The following is a 17,386-nucleotide window of genomic DNA, read 5'->3' as shown; positions in this document are numbered from 1 at the left end:
CGGTTTGCTGCGATGTGCTGTAGGCAATGTTCGCCGCTTCGGCGACTGCCTGTTCCTGATTGACCTGATCGGTGATCACCGTGGCGAACTTCACTATTTTGTAGAGTTTGTTGTTGGCATCGACCACTGGGTTGTAGGACGCCTCAAGCCAAACCGTACGACCATGGCTGTCGATACGCTTGAACCGGCCTGCCACGTACTCACCCGTGTTCAGACGACGCCAGAAGTTCTGGTATTCGGCACTGTTGTACTCCTCCGGCAGGCAGAAGGTACGGTGATGCTTGCCTTTGATCTGCGCCAGGCTGCAACCCATGCCGGAGAGAAAACGGTCATTGGCTGTCAGCACGTTGCCATTGAGGTCGAACTCGATCACTGCGGTCGAACGCACCAACGCACCGATCAGGTTTTCATGTTCGCGGGAGGCTTCGATGGTGCGGGTCAGGTCGCTGGAAAATATCGAGAAATGCTTGATCCGGCCGTCTGCCGAGCGCACGGGCTGCAGGATCGAACGCAACCACGCTTCCTGACCCGTCCCGCGCAACAGGCGCACGGCACCGGCGAAGTGTTCGCCACGGCTCATTGCAGTTTTGAAACGCTGCTGGAATTCGTCGGTTTTCACATGATCCGGGACGATGTCTTCGATGTGCCGCCCGATCAGCTCGTTGCTCTTGTAGTGCATCTCGCTGAGAAAGTTCTGGTTGACCGATTGCACCCGCCCATCAGGATCGAGAGTCAGCACGAGCATCTCGCTTTCCAGACTTTCCTTCACTTGCTGAAGGCTGGAGAGTTCTTCACGAAGAGCCGACAGCTCCTGCTTCAAGCGTTTATTGAACATGGGGACGCACCGATGGACTGGGATAGAAAGCGATATGCAGCTTAACCATCGGCACTCTGGATCTTTTCTGAAGAGCGCTTCAGCTTTGTCCTACAAAAATAGTTACGGCGTGCCAGCCGCCGCGTTTGCTCACATGGCGCCAGCCGTCGAACAACTGGTCACTCTGGGCATCCTCGCGCCGAAATACACTGCGCTGCTCACGCCGACCGCGCCCATCACCGCGCAGAAAATCACACAAATCCACGGGCTCCAAGGCATCAGACCAATCAACAGCAATGGTGTGATACTCGCCCAAGCGGCATAGGCGATGTTGTAGGTAAAGGAAATGCCTGAAACACGAATCCGCGCCGGGAACAGGCTGACCATCACCGATGGCACTGCGCCGACCACTCCGCAACAAAGGCCGGCGACCGCGTAGGCCAAACCGACCCAGTCACCACCACTGATCAGGCAGGCGTAGAGTACGCCGATGCCCAATGGCAGCAGCAGGCTATAGAGCATGACGGTACGCCAGGCACCGATGCGGTCGACCAGTAACCCGGCGAGTACGCAACCAATGTTCAGAAATACGATGCCAAAGGCGCTCAAGGCGAACGTGTGGCTGGCGGTCATGCCGAAGGTTTTCTGCATCATGGTCGGGGTGATCACCACGAACACCACCACCGCCGAGGTCAGAACGCAGGTCAGAATCATCGCAGGCAACATGGCCAGCCGATGCTCGCGTAGAACCGCACGCAGCGGCAGCTCGACCCTCTCTTCGCGCCGGGCGTGCATGGCCATGAACACCGGGGTTTCGCTAAGCCAGCGGCGCAACCAGACGCCAATCACACCGAACACGCCGCCCAGCAGGAACGGGAAACGCCAGGCGTAATCGAAGATTTCCGCCGGGGTGAAGGCTTGGGCCAGAAACGTCGCCGTCAAGGCGCCTAGCAGATAGCCAAAGGTCAGTCCCGCCTGCAAGAAGCCCAAGGCGTAACCGCGATGACCAACCGGCGCGTGTTCGGCAACGAATACCCAGGCACTCGGCACTTCACCGCCCACCGCCGCCCCCTGCAGAACCCGCAGCAGCAATAGCAACAACGGTGCGAAATAGCCGATCTGCGCGTAGGTCGGCATGATCCCGATCAGCAGACACGGCAGCGCCATCATCAGAATGCTCAGGCTGAACACCTTCTTGCGACCAAGCCGGTCAGCGAAATGCGCCATCAGGATTCCGCCCAGAGGCCGCGCCAGGTAACCGGTGACAAAAATCCCGAAACTTTGCAGTAGCCGCAGCCACTCGGGCATTTCAGGCGGGAAGAACAGCTGGCTCAAGGTCAGCGCGAAAAATACGAAAATGATGAAATCGTAGATTTCCAGCGCCCCGCCGAGCGCCGCAAGGCCGAGGGTCTTGTAGTCCGAGCGGCTGAACGGCACCGGGCGCGAATCGATAATGGCAGTCATGCAAAGAACTCTGGCACAGGCAAAAACCAAGGCGCCCATGGTCTACGCAAATGCGCCTGTGGACAACCCGTTAGACCAAAGTCCCATTGCCGCAAAACAGCCCCCAAAAAAACCTCCGCTTGTTTTACTGTTAGCGCCTGTCCAGACGGGCCGTCCTGCCGCCCCGAAGACCACAACAAACATAAAAATCCGAGGTACTCCCGTGGCCGCTGATATCGAAGATAGCCGCTCCGCCCGCTTTGCCCTGCGCTGCTCAAGCTTTGCCGAACGCTGGTTCCCCGACTCTTGGGTGTTTGCCGCCCTGGCGGTGATTATCGTCGCCGTGGCCACCATGGTCATGGGCGCCAAACCCACCGACGCCGCCATGGCGTTTGGTGATGGTTTCTGGAGCCTGATCCCCTTCACCATGCAGATGGCTTTCGTGGTGATTGGCGGGTACGTGGTCGCCAGTTCGCCACCGGCGGTGAAGCTGATTGACCGGCTGGCGAAGCTGCCGAAAAACGGCCGTTCCGCCGTGGCCTGGGTCGCCTTGATTTCCATGGTCGCTTCACTGCTGAACTGGGGGCTGTCGCTGGTCTTTGGCGGCCTGCTGGTCCGCGCCCTCGCCCGCCGTACCGATCTGAAAATGGACTACCGCGCCGCCGGTGCCGCGGCTTATCTCGGGCTTGGTGCCGTGTGGGCCCTGGGCCTGTCATCGTCTGCGGCACAATTGCAGGCCAACCCGGCGAGCCTGCCACCGTCGATTCTGTCGATCACCGGGGTGATTCCATTCACCCAGACGATCTTTCTCTGGCAGTCCGGGGTGATGTTGCTGGCACTGATGGTCATTTCGCTGATCATTGCCTACGCCACCGCCCCTGGCGCGCACTCGGCACGTGACGCCAAGGCATGCGGTGTCGACCCGAGTTTCAACCTGCCGCCCCTGCAACCGCGCACCCGTCCGGGCGAATGGCTGGAGCACAGCCCATTGCTGACGATCCTCCTGGTGCTGCTGGCCGCCGGATGGCTGTTCCACGAGTTCTCGACCAAACCGGCGATCAGCGCGATTTCCGGCCTGAACACCTACAACTTCCTGTTCATCATGCTCGGCGCCCTGCTTCACTGGCGCCCGCGCAGCTTCCTCGATGCTGTGGCCCGTGCGGTGCCAACCACCACCGGCGTACTGATCCAGTTTCCGTTGTACGGCTCAATCGCTGCGTTGATGACCACGGTCAAAGGTACCGACGCACAGACCCTGGCCCACCACATCTCGACCTTTTTCGTCAGCATCGCCTCCCACGACACCTATGCGGTGCTGATGGGTGTGTATTCGGCAATTCTTGGCTTCTTCATCCCATCCGGCGGTGGCAAGTGGATCATCGAAGCGCCGTACGTGATGCAGGTGGCCAATGACCTGAACTACCACCTCGGTTGGGCCGTGCAGATCTACAACGCCGCCGAAGCCCTGCCCAATCTGATCAACCCGTTCTACATGCTGCCACTGCTGGGCGTGCTGGGGTTGAAGGCGCGGGACCTGATCGGGTTCTCGTTCGTGCAGTTGCTGGTGCACACGCCGTTGGTGCTGGTGTTGCTGTGGGCACTGGGAACGACGCTGGCGTATACGGCGCCGGTGATGCCGTAATATTTTTACTGCGGGAGCAAGCAAATTCGCTCCCGCATTTGAAATGTGTTATCAGCCATTTCAGTATGTAGCGCTCCCTCTCACGGGAACTCACGCTGAAAAGGATCTGAGCATGCTGAAATTCGCCGGACTTACCCTTGCGGCTCTCACCCTGAGTGCCGCCGTCCATGCCGACATCGGCCTGAAACTGGGCAGCACCGAACGCGTCACCCGCCTGTTTGCCTATCCCAACAACTGCAACGTGGTTTGCTTTCGCAACTGGACGCTGGAGCAAACCGTCGAGCATTACCTGACTCAAAGCGTGCAGCGCGATGGCTACAGCGAGGCGAAGGTCCTGGTCAAAACCGATAACGGTCAGCTTCACGCTGAAATCATCGGGGTACCCAGAAGCTATGAAAAGCCATTGGCCGCATTGCTCGAGGCCGGCGATCTGGCTTATGACGGCGCCAGCAAACTGAATGCCGATGGCAAGTGGGCGTATAGCTGGTACTTTTTCCTGCCGTTGGGCATGGCGCTGGAAAACCGCAGAAGCGTCGAACTGCTGCACTTCCCGCCAGACTATTCGTTGACCCAGGCCCAGGACTACCTGAGGTCTGCCACGACCGATCGTTGGGCCTCGCTGCTGACCCTGAACGGCATCCCCGCCGAGCAGACGCCGGGGTTCCAGACCATCATCGACATCGCTCCGATTGCCGCCCCGTCCAACGCTGGCAAGGATCTGGAAGGGGTCTACGACTACTTCAAGGATTACCAGACCACCATGGTCAAGAATGTCAGCAAGACCGCCAGTGGCGAGGCATTGCCGATGGTCGCATTCGGGACACCGGTGCGTAACTGGGTCAAACAGCAATACGGGCCGACCGTGAACGTGCTGAGCCTGGCCACCATCAGCCCCGTCGATGGGGTGAAGGTGCCGGTGCTGGGTGCCAATCACCCGAGTTATATCTGGTATGCCGCCGACCCCGATAACTACACCGGCACCGACGCCAAGGCCAAGGCTGATGTGGCGGGCCTGAAAGTCATGGGCCAGGATTTGAGTGCCGCGTGCTGGCAGGCCGCGATGGGTAGCCAACCGGACAGCAATCCCGACATTGAACTCAGAAGTTGCACCCAGACCTGGCAAGTGGCCCAGAAAGAAAAAACCTGCGAACTGTTCTACACCTCGATCCGCAGCCTGACGACCGCACAGGCCGTGGCCAAGTGTGCATCCGCGACAATCGCGCCCCAGCTCAAACAACTCAAGGCACCAGCGCCCGCCACTGCGAAGCCCGCTCCGCCGCTGTAAACCGATGAGCGGTGGTCAATCTGTCAGTAATGACAGTAGACCGCCCGTGTTATCTGCGAGAGGCTTGCGCTGTATCCATGTTGCAGCGCTGACAGGATAGTCAGCGGATGGACGTCACAGCACTCAACCGACAAGGATCGTTATGAAAGCCAATGCATGGCGCAAGCCTCTTGCACCACCACCTGCGGGTGTCTATCCATTTCCCGAGATTCCCCCCGAGCTCGGATTTCCCTCTCTCGCCGACTTCGAGATTCTCAAAAACAACACAGGCAAGCCAGTGGCCATTGTGGCGTTACGCGAGTTTCCCCGAATGAGCCGAATCTGTCGGGTGTCGGGACACTTGCTGCCCTATCCCTGCCAACATACCCGACAACTGTCCCCCGGCGTGCACGTCTACGACCCACGTTTCTGCGGACTGCTGCGACACTCCTGCAATCCCAATGTCTATCTTGAACTGACTGATCTGTGGGTATGGGCGTTGCAGGACATCCAGAAAGGCGACTGGCTGACAATGGATTACACCGTCAGCGAAGAAAATCTGCTTCGTCAGTTCGCCTGTCGCTGTGGCTCGCACAACTGCCGGGGCTGGATTACAGGCTACGGTGAAACGCCGAATGCCGACGGCCAGCGTTTTTTACAACACTGGCGCCGGCCGTAGGAGCAACGCTTTCTCGCGATGGCTGACTTACAATCACCTTTGCAGTGAACGTCTGAGCACTATCGCGAGCAAGCTCCTGCGGGTTTTACAGTGGCTCGAACGGACGCAGGCGATATTGCGGCGGTAATTGTTCGAAGCCGCTGATGGTGGTGTTCAAGCTTTTCCAGCGACCGTCCTTGATTCCGTAAATGCAGCCGTGAATCGACAAGCTCTGCCCACGATGCCAGGCGTTTTGCACGATGCTGGTGTGGCCGACGTTGGCCACTTGCTGGATCACGTTGAGTTCACAGAGACGATCGACCTGCTCCTCTTCGGTGGCCAATTGCGCGAGTTCTTCGCGCTTTTCATAGTAAAGATCGCGAATCGAACGCAGCCAGCCGTCGATCAGCCCGAACTGGCGATCCTGCATCGAGGCACGCACACCGCCACAGCCATAGTGGCCGGTGACGAGGATGTGTTTGACCTTGAGTACATCGACCGCATACTGAATCACCGACAGGCAGTTAAGGTCAGTGTGCAGCACCACGTTAGCCACATTGCGGTGTACGAACAGGTCGCCCGGCAGCATGCCGACGATTTCGTTGGCCGGCACTCGCGCATCGGAACAGCCGATCCACAGGTACTCCGGCGTCTGTTGGCGGGCCAGCTTGGCAAAAAAGTCCGGATCTTCCTTGGTGATCGCGTCAGCCCAACGCTCGTTGTTATCAATCAGGTCTTGTAAGTCGTGCATGCTGGGAGCCTCAAGAATGATTTGCTGCTTTGACAGACAACCGCCCGTCGGGGTCACGGAAAGATCGCAGGTGTTTTCCTTGGAATTCTAATGTGTCCAGTGAGTCAACTGTAGTAAGGCCCACTGTATGAGGATTGGCCATGACTGATTCACGACGTCCGTACGATGCGGCGCAACCGGAGCCCATCGATGATAACGAAGACCGCATGGGTTCGGTGCACGAACTGGATTTCGATGAGGAAGAACCCAGCGCCAAAATCGGTGACGAACTGACAGACAAGGAGCGCGAGCAACGGATGCCGCGCGGGCGCGTACGTGTAGGTGGTATGACCGTAGACCATGAACCCACTGATGACGATATGAGCCCGGAAACCCTGATTCGGGAAGACGGTGCCCGGGATGCTCATGAACCCGGTGCAGACAATCAGGCTGATTGGGACTTGAGCATTGTCGATGAAGAGGACATCGGAGGTGGCAAGGGGTTGGACGAAGCCGAGCTGGCGCGGCGTGATCCGCTCGACAGAAAGCGTTGACCTTCAGTGTCTGACAGGACGCCTTCGCGGGCAAGCCCGCTCCCACAGGATCTATGTCGTCGACACAAAACCTTGTGGGAGCGGGCTACACCGCGAAGCTTTTAGGGCTTAATCGACCAAGGTGCAGGCCATGACCACCGCATCTTCGCGCCCACCCACCGCCGGATAGTAATCCCGCCGCCGACCGATCTCATTGAAGCCATAGCGTTCATACAACTTGAACGCCGCGGTATTGCTGTCGCGCACCTCCAGAAAACACTCCCGGGCGTCAGCCTTGTAGGCAATCGACATCAAATGCTCCAGCAGCGTCAAACCCAGGCCACGGCCCTGGTTTTCCGGTTTGACGGTGATGTTCAGCAAATGCGCTTCGTCGAGAATGATCTGCACCACGCCGTGACCGACCTGCTGCTGACCTTCAAACATCAGCCAGATCTGATACTTGCCCAAGCCATCGAGAAAAATCCCGCGCGTCCAGGGGTGGCTATAAGCGGCGTATTCGATTTTCAGTACGGTTTCCAGGTCCGCCTCGGTCATCGGGCGGAACGATACAGCGTCACTCATTCGATTCTTTCCAGCGCGCCATCAGCCGACGCATGGCTTGCCAGACATCAGCCTTACGCTGTGGCTCTTCCATTAATGATTCCAGGCCCGGCAGGGCCCAGACCGAACCCAGGCCTTCGACCTGAAGTTCGCGGTTGTAGGATTCGGCGCTCGCCTCACCGGCAAAACGCACCGCCGGGAGGCCGATCAGCCACAGGCAGACACACGGTGCCTCTTCCAGGCGGGCCGAGAGAAATCCCTGCACGAAGTCGCGAGCGGCTTCCGGACCTTGATCCATGGTGCCTCGCACTAGCAGCGGCCAGCGCACCGGTTCGCCGACAATCTGCGGGCTGTCCGGCAGACCGGCGGCGCGCAGCATGTCCTTGAGCAGCAAATACGCGGGATCGCGACTCTGGAAGGCTTCGCCTGTGGGTAACTCCACCAGTAGCAGGCAGCGCCCGGCACGCAGCAATTGCAGGGCGAAACGCGGTGGCGGCACAGGCGCGACCTTGGCGACGACCGGTGCCTCTTCGGCTTCTTCCACCGGTTTGGCCCCGGTGCGCGTACTCGCCAGCGATGGCCGCGGCACCTCGATCTTCGCCCGCTCGGCCGGTTTGACCACAGGTTCCACGGAAGCATCGACCATAGGGGTTGGCGCTTGCGGGGTGACGACCAATGGCTCGAGCGGCTCCAGCAATTCGGGCCGCGACGGCGCAGCAAAGGGCAATTCGGTGCGCGGTAGCCAGTTGACCACCTGCATGGCGCTCAGATAGGCGCGGCGACGGGACTCGATAAGCAAAGGTCAGCCACTTGTGGATAACTAAAGTGCGGAGATTCTACCGCTGTTCGCTCAAGATCGCCTGCAGTTGATCGATGCACCTTACCAAAAAGAAGGCGACAGTCCGTCCCGAGAGTGAATCGCATCACGCCTGATGCAGTACAATCGCGGCTTTTAATCGCCAACCAGCCGGCCATTCCGATGATCGAACCCAAGCGCGTCTTGCGCGCCCTCGCTGAACACTGGGCACTTTTGGAGCCACTGTGCGAGCACTTCGACCAAGGCACCCTGAGCCTCAACGAATTGCGTTCACAGTTGGCCGCCCAGCAACTGGACAGTACGCCGCAGGACATCACCAGCCTGCTGGACGTGTGGATTCGGCTCGACATTCTGGTTCCCGTGGCAAAAAGCCCGAACCGTTTCGAGCTCAACGCGCAGATTCACGACTTTCTCGCCTACCTGCGCCGTGAACACCGCCTGGGCCTGTGCCTGGAAATCGAAGCCTACCTGCGCCATCTCGAACGCCTGGCCGGTTACATCCAGGACGCCTTCGACATCCGCGACGGCAACGACCTGGCCCGCCAATTGCGCCTGCTCGACATGCGCGTGCGCGACGTACTGAAAAAACTCGCCAATGATGAACAGGCCCTGGTGGCCGTCGCCGAACGGGCCAAGACCAGCGACCGACAGATCCCGTTGCGCCAGCGTTATGCAGAAGTGCTGGCAACCTGGGACGAATACGTCGAGCCGATGATCCAACTGGTGAATGCCGACGGCGCTTTCGAACAAGGTGTGCGCAAGGTCGAAAACGTCCTGTTGAAGATGCTCACCGAACAGCAACGCCTCGGCCACCTGGTCGACGACGACATGCTGCTGCGCACCCACGCACGCATCCTCGAAATGCAGACCAGTGCCCAGCTGACCCTGCGTCACGCCCGTGAACTGCTGCTGCCGCTGCGTGAAGAAGCGCGCCGGCACAACGCCGTGACCCGTGGCGCCGCGCTGGCCCTGTCGATGATTCGTCGCAAAGGCATCGACGCCGTGCCACAAGCGGCCATGCCAATGTTCACTCGGCCGCAAAGTACTTTCCTCGGCAGCGCCAGTCAGGTCGAGGCCTACGTTTACGCCCTGGCCCGTTTCGAACCGAAACCGGCGCGGTTCCCCAAGGCCCACAAGACGCACAAGGGCGGTGATGCCCCGCGCGCGCCACGCACGGTCCGGGAGATGCTCGACCGTTGCGAAGACGCCCTGCCGATGCCGGACCTGATGACCTGGCTGCTGGAGCAGGAGCCGGACGGCGCCACCGACGAATTGCTGTATTGGTTCTCGCGCCTGTCCCGGGAAAAACGCTTCAAGCGCGAACGCCTGGAACGCCGCGATTACTACACACACGAGCACCAGGTCAGCCTGCGCTCCTTCGCCCTGCTCTCGGCCGGTGATGACACCTCCGAGAATTCTGCGAGCACTCCATATGCACCTTGATCTATCCGAACTGTCCCAGCTGGCGCCGATCTTTCGCGAGCTGTTCAAGGGTTACCACGTCAGCCGCCGCGACCCGGAGCTGTACGCACAACTGTCGAACTTTCAAGACCAGTACCGCACGCTGTTCAAGGCCCTGGGGTTTGAATTGGTGTGCGACACCCGTGGTTTCTACTACTTCGTGCCGGACCTCGCCGCCGCGGCGGTGAACAAGACTGCGCAGCGCCTGGCGCTGTTCACCTTCATTCTCGTCGAACACCTGGCCGACCAGGGCCGAGACCCGATCGCCGTGCTCGACGGTGGTAGCCTCGGTCGCGATGAATTGCCGTCGCTGCTGGAAAAGTACCGCGACCTGTTTATCCAGGCCGAAGTGCAGACCCAGGACGAGCTGGAAGAAAAGATCATGCGCCGCATGACCCAACTCGGTTTTGCCAGCGAAGAAAACGGCGTCTACCGTTTTCTACCGCCGATGCACCGTTTCCTCGATGTCTGCCTGTCGGTTCAGCAGGACCGCGACCTGGCCGCCAGTCTGCACAGCGTGCTGCCATTGCCAGCGCCGGTGCTGATCGACGAAGACAGTGACGAAAAACTGCTGCAGACCGACGATCCGCTTGATCTGAGCGAATTCGAAGGCGAAAGCGAAGAAGACGCTCTGGCCCGCGCCATCGCCGAAGAACAGGAGCTCGACGCATGAGCAAGGAACGCTACGGCATCCGCCGCTTTGCCCTATTGAACACCGCCGGCTACAGCCTCGGCCTGTTTCCGCTGGAAGAGCCGCTGTCGGTTTACGGCGCGAACAACCTCGGTAAATCCGCATCGATCAACGCGCTGCAGTTCCCGATCCTGGCGCGTATGTCCGACATGAGTTTCGGCAAGTACAGCCTGGAACAATCCCGGCGCTTCTACTTCGCGTCGGACACCAGTTACATCCTGGTGGAAGTCTCGCTACCCCATGGCCCGCATGTGATTGGCGTGGTCGGCCGCGGCCCTGGCGGCGGTTTCGGTCACCAGTTCTTTGCCTACGCCGGCAAGCTGGACCTGGCCCATTACCAGAAAAACGACACCTGCCTGCGCCAGAAAGAACTGTTCACCAACCTCGAGCGTGAAGGCCTGAAGGCCTACGAACTCAAGCCGGACGAACTGCGCCGTCTGCTGGTCGGCGGTCACACGTCGATTCCGCTGGACCTGACGCTGATCCCGCTGCGCTCCACCAGCGAACAGAGCCTTAAAACCTTCCGCGCACTGTTCATCAACCTGCTGCATATGCGCGAAATTACCGCGGCCAAGCTCAAGCAGCTGTTCCTCGATGCCTTCGAACACAGCCTGCGTTCCGGCAGCGTGGATTACATCGCCGCGTGCGAAGAAGCCTTCCGCGACGTACGACGCATGGAGCAGGACTACAACTCGCTGGTCGCCGCCGGCCCCTTGGTCGAAGCACTGGCAAACGGCGTGAAACAGCGCGACGTGTTGCGCGGCAAACTGCATCGCCTGTCGCCGCTGCTCGACTCGCTGCTCGGCACCTGGTCGGACTACGCCAGTGCACGTAAGGAAGAGCTGACCATTCAGGCCGAGCACTACCGTCGCGAGCAGGACGACCTGCAAAACGACCAGCGTGGCGGCACCCAGGAACTGATGCGTCTGGAACGGGAAATCAGCGGCATCCAGCGCTGGCTCGGCGAATTGTCGGTGCTCAAGCATCGCTTTGCCCTGGTCGATGACGTCAAAGTGCTGGAGCAACAACTGCTCGCGGCCAAGGATGCTCACGACGAACTGGCCGGCGCATTGGCGCAATCCCGTCAGTTCAGCGCCGAAGACCTGGATGAGCGTCTGCGGGATCTGGAAAAACGCCTGAAGTCGGTCAAGCAACAACTCGATCACGCCGACAACAACAGCTATGCCCGTTTGCGCGAAGAGTTTTCGCAGCAGGATGTCGAGCGCCTGATGCGTCTGTTCAACAGCGCGCTGTTCAGCCTGCCCCTGGGTGAACACGGGATTGCGCTGGACGACAACGGCGACTGGGTCAAATCCGTGGAGCTGATTCTCGACGGTTTCAAAGGCGAGCGCTTCGAAGTGCCGGGCCTGTCGATCGACCTCTCGCACATCGAGCCGCCAGCCCTGCAAGCCTTGGCCGACCGTGCGGCACTGCGCGATCAGAAAGAGCGTCTGGACAAAGAACTCAAGCAACTGAAAACCCAGCAAGCCGTAGCCGCCGACCGCGCCGCGAGCAAGACCCAGACTGAAGCGCTGTACCAGCAAGTGCTGGATGCACAGAAGGCGCTGGAAGACTTCCGTCGCGCTCAGACCTTGAGCGCCGAGGAAGGCGACAAGCTGGAACAGCTGGCGCAAATGGAAGCCGCGCAGGACGAATTGAAGCGTTCCAGCGACGCCTTCACCGAGCGCGTTCAGCAACTGTCGGCCAAGCTGCAACTGGTCGGCCGGCAGATCGCCGACATGGAAGCCAAGCAACGCACCCTCGACGACGCCTTGCGCCGCCGTCAATTGCTCCCGGCGGACCTGCCATTCGGCACGCCATTCATGGACCCGGTCGACGATTCCATGGACAACCTGCTGCCGCTGCTCAACGACTATCAGGACAGTTGGCAAGGCCTGCTACGTGCCGACGGCCAGATCGAAGCGTTGTACGCACAGGTTCGCCTCAAGGGCGTGGCCAAATTCGACAGCGAAGACGATATGGAGCGTCGCCTGCAACTGCTGATCAACGCTTACGCGCACCGTACCGATGAAGCCCTGACCCTGGGCAAGGCCCGCCGTGCAGCCGTGACCGACATCGCGCGGACGCTGCGTAACATTCGCAGCGACTACGACAGCCTCGAGCATCAATTGGCGCTGTTCAACCGCGAGATCAACAAGCGTCAGGTCTCCAACCTGCAAAGCTTCCGCATCGTACTCGCGCCGAACAAGGAAGCGCTCAAGCACATTGACCAGATCATCCACAGCGCCGGCCAGTACGAAGAAGGCGAGACGCTGTCGGTGTTCGACCTGAGCCAGAACGCGGAACAGGACAACAAGAACGAAGAAGCCAAGGAATACCTGGCACGGCTGGTAGCCGCCAACCACAACCAACTCGGCCTCAAGGACTTGTTCGAACTGGCGTTCGAGATCACCAAGGTCAACGGTCAGCCGGTGATCCACACCGATATCGACGGCGCCGCGTCCAACGGCACCACCATGACCATCAAGGCGCTGACCAACATGTACCTGTTGCTGCACTTGATGGATCGTGACCTGGCCGGGCGTGTGCGCTTGCCGTACTACCTCGACGAGGCAGCGGACATCGACGAGAAGAACCAGGCAGCCCTGCTGGAAACCAGTCTGCAACTGGGCTTCGTGCCGATCCTGGCCAGTGTGAAGCCGCAAGTCTGCGCCAGTGTCGCCATCGACCTGGAAGGCGGCAGCGGCCCGGCCGGCATCTACATCGACGAAGCGGACTGGAAGTACATTCGCCGTCACGATCAGGTGAAGGCGACGGTCAATGTCGAAGCGGATGAGCCGGAGCTGGATGCGGTTTGATTTGCTTTAACTGATGGCAACAAAAAGGCCGCGATCCAATATGGATCGCGGCCTTTTTTGTGGGTGTTCTTTTAGCTTTTCTTTGTGTTTGACGGCCCCTTCGCGGGCTTGCCCGCGAAGGCGTCATTACAGGCAGGCGACCTATCAAACCCTGCTATTTACCGAGGGAAATCTTCGGCGCCCAGGTCAGCCATTCCTCTTCAAACTTATCGAACAGCGGGAATGTCTGCTCCGGCTGCGCCGCACCGCCCATGCGATCGCCGTCCGGAGTGGCAAACGCGACGCCACCTTGAATCATGGTTTCCAGCGACTCGGTACGCATCGTCGCGCCTTTGAACAGACCGACATCAAAATCAAAACCACTGGTATTCCAGAAGCGGGTACCGCTACGCACCAACGGCGCATATTTCGGTTCGATCAGAATGTGGATCAACACCCGATCCGCGGTCTGTCCCAGTTCATACCCGGTCACCTTGCCCACCGTGATTTCACGATACGTTACCGGCACCCCGGCCTTCAAAGAGCCACGACGGGCAGCACTCAAGACAAGACTCAACCCGGCTTCGGCCTTGGCGCTCTCGGGGGGATTTGCCAGTGCGGCAAAGTTTTTCTGCGGGCCAAGGTTCTTCTGTGCGGGCTGTACCTCGATGTACTGCCCTGTCACCAACGTCTCCAGGTTCGACGTTTTGATCAGTCCCAGCTCCGGTTTGACCACCCAGAATTCGCTGCCGACCCGCGCAATACGTTCAGGCACTTCAGTGATGCGTGCAGTCAGCAGCACAGATTGCAGATCATCGCTGAGGTCGACGTCTTCAACCTTGCCGACATCCAGCCCTTTGTAGCGAACTGGCGTCCCGACGCGCAGGCCATCGGCACGGTCAACCTTGAGCGTGATCACCGCGCCTTTTTGCGTGGCGTCTTCATGGCTGGCGAACAACCGGAATCGCGGTATGCGCCTCTGCAACGGCGCCTTGGCCTCCGGTGTTTCAAAGGCTATGCCGCCGGCCATCAGGCTCTGCAACGACTCACTCTTGACTTGAATCCCGCCGGTCAGCCCGCCCGTCAGCGTTATGCCGCTGGCGTTCCAGAACCGGGTCGACGCGTTGACCAGATTTTCGTATTCCTTCTCGATGTGAACACCGATGACCAATTGGTTTTTCTTGCGCGAAAACTGATAGCTCTGAACCGACCCCACCTTGACCTGTTTGTAGAGAACCGGACTGCCGACCTCCAGCGAGCCGAGGTTCTCGGTGAACAACACCAGGTGCAGGCCCGGCGAGCGCAGATCCAGCGGAGGTGCTTTTGGTCGTGCCACGAACTCACGTTGTGGCGCAGCACCTTTGTCTCCGGGACGCACGGCGATGTAGTTACCCTTGACCAAGGCCTCTAGACCAGTGATGCCGGCGAGGGAGATCGAAGGTTTGACCACCCAGAACTGAGTGCCGTCGACCAGGTAGTCCTCGGCCAACGGGTCCAGCGTCAATTCGGCACTGGCGGTGGACAGATCCGGATCGACCTTGAGCGCCTTGAGCGTGCCGACCTGGATACCTTTGTACATTACCGGTGTGCGACCGGCCTGCAGGCCTTCGAAGTCACTGAGTTTGACCTTCACCTTGATCCCGGCCGCAGCCGCATCGAAGTCTTCGTAAAGACGGAATGGCAGGCTCGGGTCGGTGGGTGGACTGTCCTTGCGGTTTTCCGGTGTGGCGAAGGCAATACCGCCGGCAACGATGCTCGCCAGGGACTCGCTGCGGACTTTCACACCGGACAGATTGGCGTCGATGCTGATGCCGCTGGCGTTCCAGAAACGCGTGTGTTTACGCACCAGCTTGGCATAAGTCGGCTCGATGAAAACCTTGAGCTCAACGGTGCTCTGGTCCTCGGACAGCACGAAGCTTTTGATCTGACCGACCTTGATTTGCTTGTAGAACACCGGGCTGCCGCGATTCAGCGAACCCAATCGATCGGCCTTGATTGTCAGGTGCAGACCCGGCTGAGCGTCGGATAGCGGCGGCTCTTCAGCCAGCGCCTTGAACTTGCGGGTAGGCTCACCCTCACCCGGGCTGATCGCGACGTAGTTACCCGAGACCAGGGTCTCCAAACCCGTAATACCGGCCAGGGTCACGCTCGGCTTGACCAGCCAGAAGCGCGTACTCGTACGCAGGTATTGCTCCACGTCCTTGTTCATCTCGACAGTGGCGATCACACCTTTGGAGTTGCCTTCATCATCGAGCTTGAGTGTCTTCACCTTGCCGACCGACATGCCTTTGTAGACCACTTCAGTCTTGTTGGCCTGGATACCTTCACCGCTTTCGAAGCGCACCTGAATTTCGATGCCGGTTTCGGTATAGGCACGCCAGCCAAGCCAGCCGCCGATGATCAAGGCGATCAGGGGCAATACCCAGATCGCAGACCAGTTCGAGGCCGGTCGGGTTTTCGCTACAGGCAAATCAGTCATGGTCGTCGTCCGACTCCGTGTTATCCCAAATCAGTCGGGGATCGAAAGTTACTGCGGCAAGCATTGTCAGAATCACCACACTGGCAAACGCGATAGCGCCGAGATCCGCCTCGACACTGGCAAGCCGTCCAAAATTCACGACCGCCACCAGGATGGCGATCACAAAGATATCGAGCATCGACCAACGACCGATGAACTCGATAAAGCGATACATCCAGATGCGCTGCCGGGCCGAGAGTGGCTGGTGGCGTTGGACGGAATACAGCAGCAGAGCGATACCTACCAGTTTGAAGGTAGGCACCAGGATGCTGGCGATAAACACCACGGCGGCAATGGGTATCATGCCGTGTTGAACCAGTTGAATCACACCGGACATGATGGTGCTGGGGTCGCCTTTACCCAGAGAACTGACGGTCATGATCGGCAACACATTGGCCGGTATGTAGAGAATTGCCGCGGTAATCAGTAATGCCCAAGTGCGCACCAGGCTGTTCGGGCGTCGGGCATGAACCAGCGCACCGCAACGAGTACAGGTCTGCTCGTCGGTATCAGCTTCCTGCCTGTTCAATTCATGGCATTCCGCGCAAATCAGAATACCTGCATCAATCGCCCGCATGGGCATCCTCTCCTGACAGTGCCTGCCAGATCTGGTGAGGCGACATCACGACCTCCAACCAGACCTGAACCAATAACAAACCGATGAAGCAAGCCAGCCCGAGACCTACGGTCATGGCCGCCATATCTGCCAATTTGACGATCGCCACCAGTACGCCCATGAGGTAAACCTCGAGCATCCCCCAGTCTCGTAAATGGTGATAAATACGGTAGAGCAGCAAACCGTAGCTGCGTCCAATATCGAAACGGATACTCAGCAGGACGACCAGCTGGCAAAGCAACTTGAGCAGCGGAATGCCCATGCTGCACAGGAACACAATCACGGAAACGCCTTGCATGTCCGTGTTGAAAAGGCCGACAACACCGCTCCAGACAGTATCTTGCGATGACTGCCCGAGTAGATTGAGCTGCATGATGGGTAAAAAGTTCGCCGGGACGTATAACAAAAGTGCCGCAATCACCAAGGCGAGACTACGCTGCACGACGTTGTATCGATGGGCGTAAAGCTCGTAACCGCAGCGCGGGCACAGCGCTTTCTCGCCATGGGCGAGCTCGGGCTTGCGCATCAGCAAGTCGCACTCATGACATGCCACCAAATCGTCCAGCGGTAATTCTGACAGCCCGGAGGCGTCAACCGGATCTGGCATAAAGGCTCTGGCTCCGAAATAGTTGGACCTATTCTAGTGTCCCGAATAGAAAATAACTGTGCAAATTTGTGCGCGGGCAACCGTGCTTTTCTTGCACGCAAAACAAAACCCCTACCTGCATACGCAGATAGGGGTTTCGGAATTTAATCTTGACGATGACCTACTCTCACATGGGGAAACCCCACACTACCATCGGCGATGCATCGTTTCACTTCTGAGTTCGGGATGGGATC

Annotated in this window: 14 protein-coding genes, 1 rRNA gene and 1 pseudogene; 7 read left to right on the top strand and 9 right to left on the bottom strand. The window is 59.2% G+C overall.

Annotated elements, in window-relative coordinates; translation table 11 throughout:
• Positions 1-106 precede the first annotated feature (106 nt).
• Both FFS64_RS32055 and FFS64_RS00075 read right to left on the bottom strand, forming a co-directional pair.
• Positions 107-745: pseudogene (locus FFS64_RS32055) on the bottom strand (PAS domain-containing protein); the annotation flags it as partial.
• Positions 746-964: 219 nt separating this feature from the next.
• Positions 965-2,278, bottom strand: a complete 1,314-nt coding sequence (locus FFS64_RS00075; RefSeq protein WP_137803721.1) for an MFS transporter — start codon at positions 2,276-2,278, stop codon at positions 965-967.
• A gap of 202 nt (positions 2,279-2,480) precedes the next feature.
• On the opposite strand from FFS64_RS00075, the gene FFS64_RS00070 reads away from it, so the two are divergent.
• From FFS64_RS00070 to FFS64_RS00060, 3 genes are all read left to right on the top strand, one after another.
• Positions 2,481-3,899 (top strand): short-chain fatty acid transporter, encoded by a 1,419-nt coding sequence (locus FFS64_RS00070; RefSeq protein ID WP_137803720.1) that lies wholly within the window; start codon positions 2,481-2,483, stop codon positions 3,897-3,899.
• A 112-nt stretch (positions 3,900-4,011) separates the two neighbouring features.
• Positions 4,012-5,184 carry a hypothetical protein gene (locus FFS64_RS00065; protein ID WP_137803719.1) on the top strand — a complete coding sequence of 391 codons (1,173 nt, stop codon included), beginning with the start codon at positions 4,012-4,014 and terminating at the stop codon, positions 5,182-5,184.
• Positions 5,185-5,326: 142 nt separating this feature from the next.
• On the top strand, positions 5,327-5,842 hold the full coding sequence (locus tag FFS64_RS00060; protein ID WP_137803718.1) for an SET domain-containing protein-lysine N-methyltransferase: 516 nt from the start codon (positions 5,327-5,329) through the stop codon (positions 5,840-5,842).
• A gap of 85 nt (positions 5,843-5,927) precedes the next feature.
• Here the strand turns inward: FFS64_RS00060 and can are convergent, their stop codons facing one another.
• A complete protein-coding gene (gene can / locus FFS64_RS00055; protein WP_095192903.1) occupies positions 5,928-6,572 on the bottom strand; it encodes a carbonate dehydratase in 645 nt (214 codons plus the stop codon).
• A gap of 140 nt (positions 6,573-6,712) precedes the next feature.
• On the opposite strand from can, the gene FFS64_RS00050 reads away from it, so the two are divergent.
• Positions 6,713-7,105, top strand: coding sequence for a serine kinase/phosphatase (locus FFS64_RS00050; protein WP_137803717.1), 393 nt, complete (start codon positions 6,713-6,715; stop codon positions 7,103-7,105).
• 108 nt (positions 7,106-7,213) lie between these two features.
• Here the strand turns inward: FFS64_RS00050 and rimI are convergent, their stop codons facing one another.
• Both rimI and FFS64_RS00040 read right to left on the bottom strand, forming a co-directional pair.
• Entirely contained in the window at positions 7,214-7,666 is a 453-nt protein-coding gene (gene rimI / locus FFS64_RS00045; protein WP_007978046.1) for a ribosomal protein S18-alanine N-acetyltransferase, read from the bottom strand.
• Positions 7,659-8,405 carry an energy transducer TonB gene (locus FFS64_RS00040; RefSeq protein WP_137804020.1) on the bottom strand — a complete coding sequence of 249 codons (747 nt, stop codon included), beginning with the start codon at positions 8,403-8,405 and terminating at the stop codon, positions 7,659-7,661. Before FFS64_RS00040 ends, rimI begins: the two co-directional genes overlap by 8 nt.
• 219 nt (positions 8,406-8,624) lie before the next feature.
• Between FFS64_RS00040 and mksB the strand changes: the two genes are divergently transcribed.
• The 3 genes from mksB to mksF are packed head-to-tail and all read left to right on the top strand — an operon-like array spanning position 8,625 to position 13,433.
• A complete protein-coding gene (gene mksB, locus FFS64_RS00035; protein ID WP_171017032.1) occupies positions 8,625-9,905 on the top strand; it encodes an Mks condensin complex protein MksB in 1,281 nt (426 codons plus the stop codon).
• Complete coding sequence (gene mksE / locus FFS64_RS00030; RefSeq protein ID WP_137803715.1) at positions 9,895-10,596, top strand: Mks condensin complex protein MksE; 702 nt, start codon at positions 9,895-9,897, stop codon at positions 10,594-10,596. The genes mksB and mksE overlap by 11 nt, the downstream gene beginning before the upstream one ends.
• Positions 10,593-13,433 carry an Mks condensin complex protein MksF gene (gene mksF / locus FFS64_RS00025; protein ID WP_137803714.1) on the top strand — a complete coding sequence of 947 codons (2,841 nt, stop codon included), beginning with the start codon at positions 10,593-10,595 and terminating at the stop codon, positions 13,431-13,433. Before mksE ends, mksF begins: the two co-directional genes overlap by 4 nt.
• A gap of 154 nt (positions 13,434-13,587) precedes the next feature.
• Here mksF and FFS64_RS00020 read toward each other — a convergent pair whose 3' ends face one another.
• From FFS64_RS00020 to rrf, 4 genes are all read right to left on the bottom strand, one after another.
• Positions 13,588-15,891 carry an intermembrane transport protein PqiB gene (locus FFS64_RS00020; RefSeq protein ID WP_137803713.1) on the bottom strand — a complete coding sequence of 768 codons (2,304 nt, stop codon included), beginning with the start codon at positions 15,889-15,891 and terminating at the stop codon, positions 13,588-13,590.
• On the bottom strand, positions 15,884-16,507 hold the full coding sequence (locus FFS64_RS00015) for a paraquat-inducible protein A (protein ID WP_095192896.1): 624 nt from the start codon (positions 16,505-16,507) through the stop codon (positions 15,884-15,886). Before FFS64_RS00015 ends, FFS64_RS00020 begins: the two co-directional genes overlap by 8 nt.
• Positions 16,494-17,153, bottom strand: a complete 660-nt coding sequence (locus tag FFS64_RS00010; protein WP_137803712.1) for a paraquat-inducible protein A — start codon at positions 17,151-17,153, stop codon at positions 16,494-16,496. Before FFS64_RS00010 ends, FFS64_RS00015 begins: the two co-directional genes overlap by 14 nt.
• Before the next feature lie 147 nt (positions 17,154-17,300).
• Positions 17,301-17,386: ribosomal RNA gene (gene rrf, locus FFS64_RS00005) — 5S ribosomal RNA — on the bottom strand; the annotation flags it as partial.

The sequence above is a fragment of the Pseudomonas sp. G(2018) genome, from assembly GCF_005502415.1.
Lineage (GTDB): Bacteria > Pseudomonadota > Gammaproteobacteria > Pseudomonadales > Pseudomonadaceae > Aquipseudomonas.
The sequence above is the reverse complement of the archived record's forward strand: the minus strand, read 5'-3'. Positions and strand labels throughout refer to the sequence as shown.